The sequence below is a fragment of the Salmonella sp. A1325 genome, from assembly GCF_056991255.1.
In genome coordinates, this window is record NZ_JAMLWO010000004.1 from 133,287 (window position 1) to 147,675 (window position 14,389).

The 14,389-nt window shown below is 56.2% G+C and carries 12 protein-coding genes; 7 read left to right on the forward strand and 5 right to left on the reverse strand.

Annotation, left to right across the window (positions count from 1 at the left end; translation table 11 throughout):
- Window positions 1–56: 56 nt before the first annotated feature.
- Together zntA and tcp are read left to right on the forward strand one after the other, a co-directional pair.
- A complete protein-coding gene (zntA, locus tag NAZ64_RS09955; protein ID WP_000106657.1) occupies window positions 57–2,255 on the forward strand; it encodes a Zn(II)/Cd(II)/Pb(II) translocating P-type ATPase ZntA in 2,199 nt (732 codons plus the stop codon).
- Window positions 2,256–2,454: 199 nt separating this feature from the next.
- A complete protein-coding gene (gene tcp, locus NAZ64_RS09960; protein WP_000789678.1) occupies window positions 2,455–4,098 on the forward strand; it encodes a methyl-accepting chemotaxis citrate transducer in 1,644 nt (547 codons plus the stop codon).
- 23 nt (window positions 4,099–4,121) lie between these two features.
- Here the strand turns inward: tcp and tusA are convergent, their stop codons facing one another.
- Window positions 4,122–4,367, reverse strand: a complete 246-nt coding sequence (tusA, locus tag NAZ64_RS09965; RefSeq protein ID WP_001541054.1) for a sulfurtransferase TusA — start codon at window positions 4,365–4,367, stop codon at window positions 4,122–4,124.
- Window positions 4,368–4,536: 169 nt separating this feature from the next.
- Here tusA and NAZ64_RS09970 point away from each other — a divergent pair, with 169 nt between their 5' ends.
- Complete coding sequence (locus tag NAZ64_RS09970) at window positions 4,537–5,202, forward strand: 7-cyano-7-deazaguanine/7-aminomethyl-7-deazaguanine transporter (RefSeq protein WP_076936452.1); 666 nt, start codon at window positions 4,537–4,539, stop codon at window positions 5,200–5,202.
- A 72-nt stretch (window positions 5,203–5,274) separates the two neighbouring features.
- Window positions 5,275–5,832, forward strand: coding sequence for a DcrB family lipoprotein (locus tag NAZ64_RS09975; RefSeq protein ID WP_001245277.1), 558 nt, complete (start codon window positions 5,275–5,277; stop codon window positions 5,830–5,832).
- A 3-nt stretch (window positions 5,833–5,835) separates the two neighbouring features.
- On the opposite strand, the gene NAZ64_RS09980 is transcribed toward NAZ64_RS09975, so the two are convergent.
- Window positions 5,836–7,095: an MFS transporter gene (locus NAZ64_RS09980; protein ID WP_077684039.1), complete on the reverse strand. Its 1,260-nt coding sequence runs from the start codon at window positions 7,093–7,095 to the stop codon at window positions 5,836–5,838.
- Between the two features lie 89 nt (window positions 7,096–7,184).
- Here NAZ64_RS09980 and NAZ64_RS09985 point away from each other — a divergent pair, with 89 nt between their 5' ends.
- The 3 genes from NAZ64_RS09985 to nikR all read left to right on the forward strand — a co-directional run bounded on the left by NAZ64_RS09985 (window position 7,185) and on the right by nikR (window position 9,357).
- On the forward strand, window positions 7,185–8,234 hold the full coding sequence (locus NAZ64_RS09985) for an AI-2E family transporter (protein ID WP_000179588.1): 1,050 nt from the start codon (window positions 7,185–7,187) through the stop codon (window positions 8,232–8,234).
- A gap of 51 nt (window positions 8,235–8,285) precedes the next feature.
- Window positions 8,286–8,864, forward strand: a complete 579-nt coding sequence (gene acpT / locus NAZ64_RS09990; RefSeq protein WP_220569586.1) for a 4'-phosphopantetheinyl transferase AcpT — start codon at window positions 8,286–8,288, stop codon at window positions 8,862–8,864.
- 91 nt (window positions 8,865–8,955) lie between these two features.
- Window positions 8,956–9,357: a nickel-responsive transcriptional regulator NikR gene (gene nikR / locus NAZ64_RS09995; RefSeq protein ID WP_001190057.1), complete on the forward strand. Its 402-nt coding sequence runs from the start codon at window positions 8,956–8,958 to the stop codon at window positions 9,355–9,357.
- A gap of 102 nt (window positions 9,358–9,459) precedes the next feature.
- On the opposite strand, the gene NAZ64_RS10000 is transcribed toward nikR, so the two are convergent.
- Genes NAZ64_RS10000 through NAZ64_RS10010 form a run of 3 tightly spaced genes read right to left on the reverse strand, consistent with a single transcriptional unit; the run spans window position 9,460 to window position 14,389 of the window.
- Window positions 9,460–10,584 carry an ABC transporter permease gene (locus NAZ64_RS10000; RefSeq protein WP_001214750.1) on the reverse strand — a complete coding sequence of 375 codons (1,125 nt, stop codon included), beginning with the start codon at window positions 10,582–10,584 and terminating at the stop codon, window positions 9,460–9,462.
- Window positions 10,584–13,325: a ribosome-associated ATPase/putative transporter RbbA gene (gene rbbA / locus NAZ64_RS10005; protein WP_076935796.1), complete on the reverse strand. Its 2,742-nt coding sequence runs from the start codon at window positions 13,323–13,325 to the stop codon at window positions 10,584–10,586. The genes NAZ64_RS10000 and rbbA overlap by 1 nt, the downstream gene beginning before the upstream one ends.
- The gene (locus tag NAZ64_RS10010; protein ID WP_000359832.1) at window positions 13,322–14,389 is read right to left on the reverse strand and encodes an HlyD family secretion protein; all 1,068 of its coding nucleotides are present in this window, start codon (window positions 14,387–14,389) and stop codon (window positions 13,322–13,324) included. Before NAZ64_RS10010 ends, rbbA begins: the two co-directional genes overlap by 4 nt.

Here is a 14,389-nt window from a genome sequence, read left to right on the forward strand (position 1 = left end):
GACTCCAGAGTGTATCCTCCGGTTAATGAGAAAATTATCATCAACCGGAGGACGTTATGTCGACCCCTGATACCGATGGCAAAAAAGTCCCGCCCTTTACCTCCTTCAGATTAGCCCCGGCAATACAGAAGGCCGATAGCTGCTGCTGCGAAGAACATTGCGCGTCCAGCGCGCCTGTTTCTACTGCCGTGGCAGGCACGCGCTATACCTGGAAAATCTCCGGCATGGACTGCGCCGCCTGCGCCCGAAAAGTGGAGAATGCGGTCCGCCAAATTCGCGGCGTCAACCAGGCGCAAGTGCTGTTCGCCACCGAAAAGTTAGTGGTCGATGCCGACGCCGACCTCCGCGCGCAAATTGAACGCGCCGTACAGAAGGCGGGTTATACCTTGCGTAGCGAAGATTCGCGCGACGCCGCGCCTGAATCTCGTCTTAAAGAGAACCTGCCGCTTATTACGCTGATCATTATGATGGCGATAAGCTGGGGGCTGGAGCAATTTAACCACCCGTTCGGCCAACTGGCCTTTATCGTCACTACCCTGGTCGGTCTGTATCCTATTGCCCGCCAGGCGCTGCGGCTGATGAAAAGCGGCAGTTGGTTCGCTATTGAAACGCTGATGAGCGTCGCCGCCATTGGCGCGCTGTTTATTGGCGCGACGGCGGAGGCGGCAATGGTATTGCTGCTGTTCCTCATCGGCGAGCGCCTGGAAGGATGGGCCGCCAGCCGCGCCCGTAAAGGCGTCAGCGCGTTAATGGCGCTTAAACCGGAAACGGCGACCCGTCTGCGCGACGGCGTGCGGGAAGAGGTCGCTATTAATACCCTGCGACCGGGCGATATTATCGAAGTCGCCGCCGGGGGGCGTTTACCCGCCGACGGTAAACTGGTTTCCGGTTTCGCCAGCTTTGATGAAAGCGCGCTCACCGGCGAGTCTATCCCTGTGGAGCGCGCAACGGGCGACAAAGTCCCGGCAGGCGCGACCAGCGTTGACCGTCTCGTCACCCTGGAGGTGCTATCTGAACCTGGCGCCAGCGCGATTGACCGTATCCTGACGCTGATTGAAGAGGCGGAAGAGCGCCGTGCGCCCATTGAGCGGTTTATTGACCGTTTCAGCCGCATCTACACGCCAGTCATTATGGTCATCGCGCTGCTGGTGACGCTTATTCCGCCGCTGATGTTCGATGGCGGCTGGCAGGAGTGGATTTATAAAGGGCTGACGCTGCTGCTCATCGGTTGCCCGTGCGCGCTGGTGATCTCCACGCCCGCGGCCATTACCTCTGGGCTGGCGGCGGCGGCACGGCGCGGCGCATTGATTAAAGGCGGCGCAGCGCTGGAGCAACTGGGCCGTATCACGCAGGTCGCCTTTGATAAAACCGGTACGTTGACCATTGGTAAACCACGGGTGACGGCGATTCATCCGGCAAGCGGTATCAGCGAAGCCGAACTGTTGGCGCTGGCGGCAGCCGTAGAACAAGGCGCTACGCACCCGCTGGCGCAGGCTATTGTCCGCGAAGCGCAGACACGCGATCTGGCGATCCCGACGGCGGAATCGCAGCGAACGCTGGCCGGCACCGGAATTGAAGCGCAGGTTAACGGCGAACGTATTCTGATTTGCGCGGCGGGAAAACAGCCTGCGGCAGCGTTTGCCGGGCAAATTAGCGAACTGGAAAACGCCGGGCAGACGGTGGTTCTGGTGCTGCGTAACGAGACCGTACTTGGCGTCCTCGCCCTCCAGGATACGTTGCGTGACGATGCGCGCGACGCCATCCGCGAACTGCATCAGTTAGGCGTTAACGGCGTGATTCTGACCGGCGATAACCCACGGGCGGCGGCAGCGATTGCCGGCGAGCTGGATCTGGCGTTTAAAGCCGGACTACTGCCGGAAGACAAGGTGCGGGCAGTCACCGCCCTTAACCAACAAGCGCCGCTGGCAATGGTGGGCGACGGCATTAATGATGCGCCCGCGATGAAAGCCGCCAGTATCGGAATTGCGATGGGCAGCGGTACTGACGTCGCGCTGGAAACGGCTGACGCCGCCCTTACTCATAACCGTCTGCGCGGGTTAGCGCAGATGATTACGCTGGCGCGCGCTACCCACGCGAATATCCGGCAGAACATCACCATTGCGCTGGGGCTGAAAGCTATTTTCCTGGTGACGACGCTACTTGGTTTTACCGGGCTATGGCTGGCAATCCTGGCGGATACGGGAGCCACGGTATTGGTGACTGCCAACGCGCTACGTTTGCTGCGTAAAAACTAATCTTCTCCCGCCCGGCGGCGTCGTGTCGCCGGGTTATCCCGCGATATTCCTTTCTTTATACATATTATTCACGCGAAAATTATTTATTTTCTATTACTTATCAAACCATTAATCAGAAATAGCGTGATTTGATGTAAGGTTAATTTTTATCCAACCGATATTGATCATACCGTCTACAAAATAAGGAATGTTAGGCACTATGAAAAATATCAAAGTCATCACCGGCGTTATCGCGACGCTGGGCATATTTAGCGCCTTATTGCTGGTGACAGGAATACTGTTTTATTCCGCCGTCAGTAGCGATCGGCTGAATTTCCAGAATGCGAGCGCACTGAGTTACCAACAACAGGAACTGGGCGGCAGTTTTCAGACATTGATTGAAACCCGCGTTACCATTAACCGCGTGGCGATACGCATGTTAAAAAATCAGCGCGATCCCGCCTCGCTGGACGCCATGAACACGCTGTTAACCAACGCTGGCGCGTCGCTCAACGAAGCGGAAAAGCATTTCAACAACTACGTGAACTCCGAAGCGATCGCGGGCAAAGATCCGGCGTTGGATGCCCAGGCCGAAGCCAGCTTTAAGCAGATGTATGACGTTTTGCAGCAGTCTATCCACTATCTTAAAGCCGATAATTACGCCGCCTATGGCAACCTTGACGCGCAAAAAGCGCAGGATGACATGGAGCAGGTATATGACCAGTGGCTCTCTCAAAATGCGCAATTAATAAAATTAGCCAGCGATCAGAATCAGAGCAGTTTTACCCAGATGCAATGGACGCTGGGGATAATTCTACTTATCGTGCTCATCGTACTGGCGTTTATCTGGCTGGGGCTGCAACGCGTTCTACTCCGCCCGCTGCAACGGATTATGGCGCACATTCAAACTATCGCCGACGGCGATCTTACCCATGAGATAGAGGCTGAAGGACGCAGTGAAATGGGTCAACTGGCCGCCGGTCTTAAAACGATGCAGCAGTCGTTAATCCGTACCGTCAGCGCGGTGCGCGATAACGCAGACTCTATCTATACTGGCGCAGGCGAAATTTCCGCCGGCAGCAGCGACCTCTCTTCCCGTACCGAACAGCAGGCCTCGGCGCTGGAGGAGACCGCCGCCAGCATGGAACAGTTAACCGCCACGGTACGGCAAAACACCGATAACGCACGACAGGCGACGGGTCTGGCGAAAACCGCATCAGAAACCGCGCGTAAAGGAGGACGCGTGGTGGATAACGTAGTGAACACCATGAACGATATCGCCGAAAGCTCGGAAAAAATCGTGGACATCACCAGCGTGATTGACGGTATCGCCTTCCAGACTAATATCCTGGCGCTGAACGCCGCGGTAGAAGCCGCCCGCGCCGGCGAACAGGGGCGAGGATTCGCGGTCGTGGCCGGAGAGGTACGCACGTTGGCCAGCCGTAGCGCGCAGGCCGCCAAAGAGATCAAAGTGCTGATTGAAAACTCCGTGTCGCGCATTGATACCGGCTCTACGCAGGTACGCGAAGCGGGAGAAACCATGAAAGAGATCGTTAACGCCGTGACCCGCGTGACCGATATTATGGGCGAAATCGCCTCTGCCTCCGATGAGCAAAGCAAAGGCATTGAGCAGGTGGCGCAGGCGGTATCGGAAATGGACAGCGTGACGCAGCAAAACGCCTCGCTGGTAGAGGAATCCGCAGCAGCGGCGGCGGCGCTGGAAGATCAGGCTAACGAACTTCGTCAGGCGGTCGCCGCGTTCCGCATCCAGAAACAGCCTCGTCGGGAGGCGTCGCCAACGCCGTTAAGCAAAGGTTTAACGCCACAGCCCGCCGCAGAACAGGCGAACTGGGAAAGCTTCTAATCAGAATGCTATCTGCCGTGCGGTTAATGCGCTTTACGCAATAAATAGCGGTACGGCAGACCCTCCGTCTCTTGCGCCAGCAAATCGTGTTCCATAAAGGTACAGAACCCCGGAATATCACGCGTTGTCGCCGGATCGTCGGCGATAATCAGCAATGTTTCGCCAGTTTGCATGTTGCGCACCGTTTTGCGCACCATCATTACCGGTTCAGGGCAACGCAGCCCCAGGGCGTCAAGCGTATGGTCAGGGGAGGAAAACAGATCGCTCATCTTCGTCTCAATGGTAGAAAAACGGCGATATTTTACGCCCATCTTCGTCAGTAAGCCAGGCAGGTTAACGATTGCGTGAAAATTAGCCATTGCAATGCCAGCACAAAACAGTATTATGCGGCGGTTCTTTATTGGGTTCCCTCACCCCATCCAACAAAAAGGTCACAATATGACTCCGTTTACACAATCACAGCGCGTAAAAGCGTTGTTCTGGCTATCGCTATTCCATTTACTGGTGATCATTTCCAGTAACTATCTGGTGCAGCTCCCCATCACTATTTTTGGTTTCCACACGACCTGGGGCGCGTTTAGTTTTCCTTTTATTTTTCTCGCCACCGATCTTACCGTGCGTATTTTTGGCGCACCGCTGGCGCGCCGCATTATCTTCGCCGTCATGATCCCTGCGCTGCTGGTGTCATATGTGGTGTCATCGCTGTTCTATATGGGCGCCTGGCAAGGTTTCGCCGCGTTGGCGAACTTTAATCTGTTTGTCGCCCGTATCGCCGCCGCCAGCTTTATGGCCTACGCGCTGGGACAGATCCTTGACGTCCATGTGTTTAACCGCCTGCGCCAAAATCGTCGCTGGTGGCTGGCGCCGACCGCTTCAACGCTGTTTGGCAATATCAGCGATACCCTTGCCTTTTTCTTTATTGCGTTCTGGCGAAGCCCCGATGCCTTTATGGCCGGGCACTGGATGGAAATTGCGCTGGTGGATTATTGCTTTAAGGTACTCATCAGCATTATTTTCTTCCTGCCGATGTACGGCGTTCTACTGAATATGTTGCTAAAAAAGCTGGCAGATAAATCTGAAATTTTCCCATTACCGGCAAGTTAAAGGTTCGTTTTCCGAGTTGTGATAAGATGAGCGAATGAGCCGTTATGGCCGTTTATCGAAAGGAAGAAGTCAATGCGCAATTTGGTTAAATATGCCGGTATTGGCCTGCTGGTTATGGGGCTTGCGGCCTGTGATAACAACGATACAAAAGCGTCGGCAGAAAGCGCCGCCGCAGAAAGCCAGGCCTCCGGTCAGCCCATCAGCCTGATGGATGGCAAACTCAGTTTCTCACTGCCGGCGGATATGACCGATCAAAGCGGTAAGCTGGGCACCCAGGCGAATAATATGCACGTTTATTCTGACCCGACGGGCCAGAAAGCGGTGATTGTTATCGTCGGCGATAATACCGATGAAGCGTTGCCGGTGCTGGCGAACCGCCTGCTCGAGCAACAGCGTAGCCGCGACCCGCAGCTTCAGGTCGTCACCAATAAGTCTATTGAGCTCAAAGGCCATACGTTGCAACAACTGGACAGCATTATCTCCGCGAAGGGCCAGACGGCGTACTCTTCCATCGTGCTGGGTAAAGTGGATAACCAATTGCTGACGATTCAGGTCACGCTGCCTGCGGACAATCAGCAAAAAGCGCAAACCACGGCTGAAAACATCATCAATACGTTAGTTATTAAATAACCTTTACGATGATGATGCGGCCTCCGGCAGTGCAGACGGAGGCCGTTTTTTTAAGCGCCAGGTCAGCAATAGCGCCATCGCTACCAGCCCGGCCGCCGCCAGATAAATCACCGGCACGCCCGCCCAGGTCATCACCAGCCCCGCCAGCGGCCCGGTCACCCCCAAAGACATATCCATAAAGACGGTATAGGTCGCCAGCGCCGCGCCCTGGTTCTGCGGCGGCACGGCTTTGACGGCCACCACGCCCAGCGCCGGAAAGACCAGCGAAAACCCCATCCCCGTGAGTAAAACGCCGATTTTTGCCATCCACGGCATGGCTGCTGTCCCCACCAGTAACAGACCAATAATCTCCACGCCAAAGCAGATCATGGCGACATTCAACCCGCCTAAACGATTGATACCGTTAGGGAACAACAAACGCGTGCCGACAAACGCGACGCTAAATAACGTGAGCGCAAAGGCGGCGCCATCCCAACCTTTAGCATCATAAAATAAGGTAATAAACGTCGCGATGACGCCAAACCCTGCCGAGGCCAGCGCCAACGCCATACCATACAGCCAGACACGCCCCAGCACCGCGCGAAACGGCAGCGGCTTGCCTTTGTTCGCCTTCACCGACGGACGTGGAAGGGCTAACAGTATCGCCAACAGCGCCACGCCCATCACCGTTAGCGCCAGTCCCTGTAACCCGCCCCAGGCATAACACAGCACGCCCAGCGGCGCGCCCATCGCCATTGCGCCGTAGGTGACGATACCGTTCCAGGAGATGACCCGACCAATATGCAACGACCCGACGACGCCGACGCCCCACAGTGTCGAACCGGTGCCGGCAAAACTTTGCCCAATCCCTAAAATCACGCGACCCAGCCCCAGTAGCAACAAACTGATCATCGGCCAGGCGCTGGCGATATCCGCCAGCAGGTAGCCGAGTCCGCTTAAAAAACAGCCGCATAAGCCAAAGACAACGATTTTTTTCGGCCCTAATACATCCGCATACCGCCCGGCATGGGGACGGCTTAACAGAGTGGCGAAGTATTGCAGGCTGATAATAAGCCCCGCCCAGAACGCGCTGAATCCCATCGCATCATGTACATAGCCGGGCAAGACGGCGAGCGGCAGGCCGATGGTCAGGTAGCTGGCAAAGTTAAACATCACAATGGAGACAATACGCAGATTGAGGCGCAATCCGTTTAGCGCCGGTTCAGCGACGGGTTCGGGCATGAGTATCACCGCATTTTTACAACATGTTTTCTTTTCTATCATGGCGCGCGGTGAAAATCAGTAGTGAGATTCAGATTATCGGTATCAGGGCAGCCGCTACACTTAGAAAAAAACACAACAAGGAAAACTTCATGGCAACCGCTCAACCCGACAAAACGGGTATGCATATTCTGCTGAAACTGGCCTCCCTGGTTATTATTCTCGCCGGGATTCATGCCGCGGCGGATATTATTGTACAACTCTTGCTGGCGCTCTTTTTCGCCATTGTTCTTAATCCATTAGTGACCTGGTTTATTCGCCGGGGCGTGAAGCGACCGCTGGCGATTACTATCGTGGTGGTCGTCATGCTGATCGTGCTTACCGCGCTGGTGGGTGTGCTTGCCGCATCGCTTAATGAATTTATCGCTATGCTGCCTAAATACAGCAAGGAGCTGACGCGTAAAGTCTTACACCTTCAGGAGTTAATGCCCTTCCTGAATTTACATATGTCGCCGGAACGTATGCTCCGCGGGATGGACTCCGATAAAATCATGCTCTTCACCACAACATTAATGACCGGCGTATCGGGCGCGATGGCAAGCATTGTGCTGCTGGTGATGACCGTGGTTTTTATGCTGTTTGAGGTGCGTCACGTGCCTTATAAATTACGTTTCGCGCTAAACAATCCACAAATCCATATTGCCGGCCTGCACCGCGCTCTGAAAGGCGTCTCGCATTATCTGGCGCTGAAAACGCTGCTCAGTTTATGGACGGGCGCGATTATCTGGCTGGGGCTGGCGTTAATGGATATTCAGTTTGCGCTAATGTGGGGCGTACTGGCCTTTTTGCTCAATTACGTTCCTAATATCGGCTCGGTGATTTCCGCCGTTCCCCCCATGATTCAGGCGCTGTTATTTAACGGTTTTTACGAGTGCGTACTGGTCGGCGCGCTCTTTTTGGTGGTCCATATGGTGATTGGCAACATTATGGAGCCACGCATGATGGGCCATCGTCTGGGAATGTCCACGCTGGTGGTATTTCTTTCGTTATTGGTCTGGGGATGGCTATTAGGCCCGGTCGGGATGCTCTTGTCCGTTCCTTTGACCAGCGTCTGCAAAATCTGGATGGAAACTACTAAAGGCGGCAGCAAACTGGCGATCTTGCTGGGGCCAGGCCGACCGAAAAGCCGTTTACCGGGATGAGGCGACAGATGCTACAATCTCCTCTTCTTCATAGGCAACGTTGGTCCTGATATGTACCAGATCGTTCTGGGAAAAGTGTCAACATTAAGCGCAGGTCAATTGCCCGACGCGTTAATAGCTCAGGCACCGCAGGGCGTTCGCCGGGCAAGCTGGCTGGCCGGGCGCGTGCTGCTTTCCCGTGCGCTCTCGCCGCTACCGGAGATGGTGTATGGCGAACAGGGTAAACCGGCTTTTTCCGCCGGAACGCCGCTGTGGTTTAACCTCAGCCATAGCGGCGACACTATTGCTCTGTTGCTTAGCGACGAAGGTGAAGTCGGCTGCGATATTGAAGTGATCCGCCCGCGCGATAACTGGCGTTCGCTGGCAAATGCGGTATTCAGCCTCGGCGAACATGCTGAAATGGAAGCGGAACGTCCGGAGCGACAACTGGCGGCCTTCTGGCGTATCTGGACGCGTAAAGAAGCCATCGTAAAACAACGCGGCGGCAGCGCCTGGCAAATCGTCAGCGTGGACAGCACGTTGCCCTCTCCCTTGTCGGTCAGCCAGTGTCAGCTCGATACGCTCAGTCTGGCAGTCTGTACCCCCACACCGTTTACGCTGACGCCGCAGACGATAACAAAAGCGTTATGACACATTAATTTTTCCCTCTGGCGGCGGACGTGTGTTACAAAATGCGGAGCTTCCCATGCGCCGACGCGCCATACCAAAAGGTTTAAGTCAGATGCAACGTGTCACCATCACCCTCGATGACGATTTACTGGAAACGCTGGACAGCCTGAGCCAGCGACGCGGCTATAACAATCGCTCCGAAGCGATCCGTGATATTCTGCGCGGCGCTCTGGCGCAGGAGGCCACCCAGGAACACGGTACACAAGGTTTCGCGGTACTTTCATATGTTTATGAACATGAGAAACGGGATTTAGCCAGCCGCATCGTCTCCACCCAGCATCATCATCATGATTTATCCGTCGCCACGCTGCACGTCCATATCAACCACGATGACTGTCTGGAGATCGCCGTTCTGAAGGGCGATATGGGCGACGTACAGCATTTTGCCGATGATGTTATCGCCCAGCGCGGCGTGCGCCACGGCCACTTGCAGTGTTTGCCGAAAGAAGACTAACGCCCCAGCGCCTTGCCGGGGGGGCTTCGCTTGCCCGGCCTACGTTCGCACGTCTGTCGTTTGTAGGCCAGATAAGGCGCAGCCGCCCTCCGGCAATAATGTTCACGCCATTGTGCCAATCGTTTTTCTGAAGCGTAACAGCGCTATCAGGAAGAACACGCCGCCTATCGCCAGCAAGGTCAGGAACTGCGGCCAGACGATACTCAAACCTGCGCCGCGATAAAGAATAGCCTGGGCAAGGCTGACAAAATGCGTCGTCGGCATGGTCAGCATAATATCCTGCACCGCCTGCGGCATACTTTCGCGCGGCGTGGAACCGCCGGAAAGCATTTGTAGCGGTAACAGTACCAGAATCATTAATAACCCCAGTTGCGGCATCGAACGGGCGATGGTGCCCATAAAAATCCCAATTGAAGTGGTGGCGAACAGGCTCAGCGCCACGCCCAACATAAACAATGGGATCGATCCTTCAATCGGTACGCCAAGTACGCCTTTCACCATCAGCATCAAAGACAAACCGGAAACCACCAGCACGACCAGCCCCATCGACCATACTTTTGCCATCATGATCTCAAAGGGCGTGACCGGCATCACCAACAGATGCTCTACCGTGCCGTGTTCTCGCTCGCGGATCAGCGCCGATCCGGTCAGCACTATCGCCAGCATGGTAATGTTGTTGATAATCGCCATCACGCCGCCAAACCACGCCGGGTCCAGATTCGGGTTAAAGCGCATCCGAATCTCCAGCGACACCGGCTGAACGTTATCTCCCCGCGCGCGCGCCACAAAGCTGTTGACCTCGCCGCTAATAATATTCTGGATATAACTGTTGCCGGTAAACGCCTGGCTCATGCGCGTCGCATCGACGTTAACCTGAATATCAGGCTGACGTCCGGCCAGCACATCACGCTGGAAATTCGGCGGAATATTGACCGCAAAGGTATAGCGTCCGGCATCCAGTCCGGCATCCATTTCCGTTGCCGTAATCATCTCCGGCGGCAGAAACCACGGGCGGTAAAAACTATTCACAATACGGTTCGACAACTGCGACTGATCCATATCGGCGATGGCGATAGGGGCAAGATGCAACGAACCGGGCAGGACGGTAGCGGAGGAGTAAACCGAAATCGTAAAGGCGAAGACGATCAGCGCCAGCATCGCTTTGTCGCCCAGCAGACTGCGCAGTTCTTTGACGCCGAGATTATAAATATTACGTAATCCGCGCATTACCCCTCCTGTTTTTTCAGCAGCAGAATGCTCAGACCCATCACCACCGGGACGGCAATCAGTAACGGCATAAATAACGGCCAGAGATCGGGCAGATCCAACGCTTTGGAAAACGTCCCGCGTGCGATCGTCAGAAAATGGCTGGTCGGGTAGATCTCGCCGATCCATCTTCCCGGTCCTTCCAGCGAAGCCACCGGATCGATCATGCCGGAAAATTGTGTTGCCGGAATGAGGGTAATAATCGACGTCCCAAAAATAGCGGCGATTTGACTCTTCATAAACGTAGAGATCAGCAGCCCCAGACCGGTGGCGATGATGACGTAAAGCAGCGCCGCGAGGGTAAGCGTGAGAAAGCTGCCTTTCAGCGGCACGCCGAACACAAAGACCGACAGCGCGCACAGTAGCAAGAAGTTCAGCATACCCAGCGCGATATACGGCAGTTGTTTACCCAGCAAAAATTCGCTGCGCGTCGTCGGCGTTACGTACAGATTAATCATCGACCCCAGCTCTTTCTCCCGCACCACGCTCAGGGCGCTAAGCATTGACGGGATCATCATGAGCAGCAGCGGAATGACCGCCGGAACGATAGCGGGCAGACTTTTCACATCCGGGTTATAACGATAGCGCGTTTCAATGTTGAGCAGCCCGGTCTGTTTAACCGGGTTCGGCTGACGACTTGCCGCCTCCTGCAGCCAGCTTTGGTGCATCGCCTGAACGTACCCCTTCACCGTCTCGGCGCGGCTGGGCATGGCGCCATCCACCCAGACGCCAATCTGCGCTGGCGTACCGCGAGCAATATCGCGGCCAAAATTAGGCGGGATCTCAATGGCAACCGCCAACTCTCCCGAACGCATCCGCCGGTCAAGCTCGTCATAGCTGGCGAGCGGCGGCTGTTCGATAAAATAGCGCGATCCCGCCAGATTGAGCGACCATGCCTGACTACTGACGGTTTGATCGCGGTCGAGTACGGCAAAACGCAGGTTCTCCACGTCCATACTGATGCCATAGCCCATAATCAACATCAGAATTACCGTTCCCAGCAGCGCCAGCGTGGAACGTACCGGATCGCGGCGTAGCTCCAGCGCTTCGCGGCGACTGTAGCTGAACAAACGCCGGAAGCTCAATCCCTGCCGCGACGGTTTACCTGACGCGGCGGGCGTCTGGGATGGCGGTATTGGGGTTTCAGGTGCCGCTCCCGCAGCTTCCTGTAGCCAGGAAATAAACGCCGCCTCCAGATTGGCCGCGCCCCGCTGTTGCACCAATTCCTGCGGCGTACCGCTGGCGAGCACTTTACCGGCGTGCATCAATGACATTCGGTCGCAACGTTCCGCTTCGTTCATAAAATGGGTCGAGATAAAAATCGTCACCTTATCCTGACGCGAAAGATCGACCATAAGCTGCCAGAACATATCCCTGGCGACCGGATCAACGCCGGACGTTGGCTCATCAAGAATCAGCATTTCCGGGCGATGGATCACCGCTACCGCCAGCGATAAACGCTGGCGGATACCGAGCGGCAACGAAGCGGGGAGCGTATCTTCCACCTCCGTTAGCATAAAGCGTTCGATCATCTGCGCGACGCGCGCCGGGATCTCCGCTGGCGGAATATGAAACAGGCGGGCATGAAGTTCCAGATTCTGCCGCACGGTGAGTTCGTTATAGAGCGAAAAAGCCTGCGACATATACCCGACCCGGCGACGGGTATCGATGTCGTTCGGGTCTACCGGCTGGCCAAATAGCCAAGCCTGGCCTTCGCTGGCGGGAAGCAGACCGGTCAGCATTTTCATGGTGGTCGATTTGCCGCAACCGTTTGAACCGAGGAAGCCAAAAATCTCGCCGCGCGGAATGCGGAAATTAACATGGTCAACCGCGACGAACTTACCGAAGCGCATGGTCAGATCTTTCGCCTCAATGGCAATCTCTTCCTGCTCAGCGTGATACGGCGGGATCACCACTGGCTTATGCGCCTGGCGCTGCGCTTCTGGCAACAGGGCGATAAACGCCTGTTCCAGCGTCGCGCTATGGGTTTTTGCCCGCAGTTGCTGCGCGCTGCCGGTTGCCAGTATCTCGCCCGCATTCATCGCCACCAGCCAGTCAAAACGCTCCGCCTCTTCCATATAGGCCGTTGCGACCAACACGCTCATATTGGTCTGCCGTTGGCGGATACTGTCAATTAAGTCCCAGAACTGAGCTCGGGAGAGCGGGTCCACGCCGGTGGTAGGCTCATCAAGAATCAGCAATTCCGGGTCATGAATCAGCGCACAGCACAGCCCCAGCTTTTGTTTCATCCCACCGGACAGCTTCCCGGCAGGACGGTCACGAAACGGCGCCAGGCCGGTGCTGTTCAGCAGCTCGGTAATACGCGCTTCGCGTTCAGCTTTGTCATGACCAAAGAGACGAGCGAAAAAATCGACGTTCTCATAAACCGATAACGTGTGATAAAGGTTTTTCCCCAGCCCCTGCGGCATCCAGGCGATGCGCGGACAGACGTCGCGGCGATGTTTCGCATCGCGCATATCGCCGCCCAGGACGATAACGTTCCCTTGCTCAATCACCCGCGCGCCAGAAATCAGCGACAGCAGGCTCGACTTACCCACCCCGTCCGGACCAATCAGCCCGACCATACTACGGGCGGGAATGTCCAGCGTGATATTGTTCAGCGCGACCGTTTTTCCGTAATGCTGGCTCACCCCCTCAAGCTGCGCCACGGGAGGAACAGGCACCAGCGTCAGCGACGTCATTGCGACAACCTCACGCTTAGAGCGTCAGGCCAGGGCACGCGCTCATCCAGACGAACCCAGGCCATTCCCGGCAAACCGGTTTTGACATATTCCAGATGCTGTCGCAGTAGCTCTGGCGGAATACGCGCTTTGACACGGAACATCAGCTTTAACCGTTCATCGTGGGTTTCCACGGTTTTGGGTGTGAACTGCGCCACGCTGGCGACAAAACTGATCGTCGCCGGAATACGCAGATCCGGCGCGGCGTCCAGCACCAGTCGCGCTTCGCCGCCGATCTTCAACAACCCCGCCTGTTCGGTCGGCAGGAAAAATGTCATATAGACATCGCTGAGATCGACCATGTTCAACACCCGGCCGCCAGCCGATAACACTTCGCCCGGCTCCGCAACGCGGTACTGCACGCGTCCATCGCGCGGCGCTTTTAATTCGCTGTCGTCGATGTCGGCGACAATACGCCGCTCGGTCGCCTGCGCCGCTTCCACGCGCGTTTGCGCCTGGATAATACTGGTACGCGCCGCCTCAATCGCCGCTTTTGCCGCAGATACCTGCGCTTTGGCGGTATCGAGGGCGGCGCGCGCGCTTTCCGCCGCCGCACGATCGTCATCTAACTGTTGTACAGATACCGCGCCACGCTGCGACAGCGAACGGGAACGCACGTGACGTTTAGAGACGGAGTCCAGCTCAGCTTCCCGCTGTTTGACGACCGACTGCGCGGCGCGCATTTCACTCTGGCGTTGCTCCAGCAAGGCACGGGCGGCGGCAACTGCGCTCTCGGCCTCTTTAATCTGCGCAATCGCCTCCAGCCGCTGCTCCTGCAGCACGCGGGTATCCATTTTCGCCAGCACCTCGCCCTGACGAACGAACTGCCCTTCCGAAACGAGGATGGTATCAATACGCCCGGCAATCTTAGTGGCAATATCCACTTCGGTGGCTTCAATTCTGCCGTTGCTGGCGGCAAATCCCTCCGGTATTCCCGCAGGGCGCAGCATCCACCAGGCTATCGCGGCCACCGCCACAAGAATCCCCGCTCCCCACCACACCAGATGACGCTTCATTTTGTCCAT

Excerpts from the sequence above, each read along its gene's own strand:
- zntA (WP_000106657.1), top strand. The coding sequence starts at position 57 with ATGTCGACCCCTGATACCGATGGCAAAAAAGTCCCGCCCTTTACCTCC.
- tcp (WP_000789678.1), top strand. The coding sequence starts at position 2,455 with ATGAAAAATATCAAAGTCATCACCGGCGTTATCGCGACGCTGGGCATA.
- tusA (WP_001541054.1), bottom strand. The coding sequence starts at position 4,367 with ATGAGCGATCTGTTTTCCTCCCCTGACCATACGCTTGACGCCCTGGGG.
- NAZ64_RS09970 (WP_076936452.1), top strand. The coding sequence starts at position 4,537 with ATGACTCCGTTTACACAATCACAGCGCGTAAAAGCGTTGTTCTGGCTA.
- NAZ64_RS09975 (WP_001245277.1), top strand. The coding sequence starts at position 5,275 with ATGCGCAATTTGGTTAAATATGCCGGTATTGGCCTGCTGGTTATGGGG.
- NAZ64_RS09980 (WP_077684039.1), bottom strand. The coding sequence starts at position 7,095 with ATGATAGAAAAGAAAACATGTTGTAAAAATGCGGTGATACTCATGCCC.
- NAZ64_RS09985 (WP_000179588.1), top strand. The coding sequence starts at position 7,185 with ATGGCAACCGCTCAACCCGACAAAACGGGTATGCATATTCTGCTGAAA.
- acpT (WP_220569586.1), top strand. The coding sequence starts at position 8,286 with ATGTACCAGATCGTTCTGGGAAAAGTGTCAACATTAAGCGCAGGTCAA.
- nikR (WP_001190057.1), top strand. The coding sequence starts at position 8,956 with ATGCAACGTGTCACCATCACCCTCGATGACGATTTACTGGAAACGCTG.
- NAZ64_RS10000 (WP_001214750.1), bottom strand. The coding sequence starts at position 10,584 with ATGCGCGGATTACGTAATATTTATAATCTCGGCGTCAAAGAACTGCGC.
- rbbA (WP_076935796.1), bottom strand. The coding sequence starts at position 13,325 with ATGACGTCGCTGACGCTGGTGCCTGTTCCTCCCGTGGCGCAGCTTGAG.
- NAZ64_RS10010 (WP_000359832.1), bottom strand. The coding sequence starts at position 14,389 with ATGGACAAAATGAAGCGTCATCTGGTGTGGTGGGGAGCGGGGATTCTT.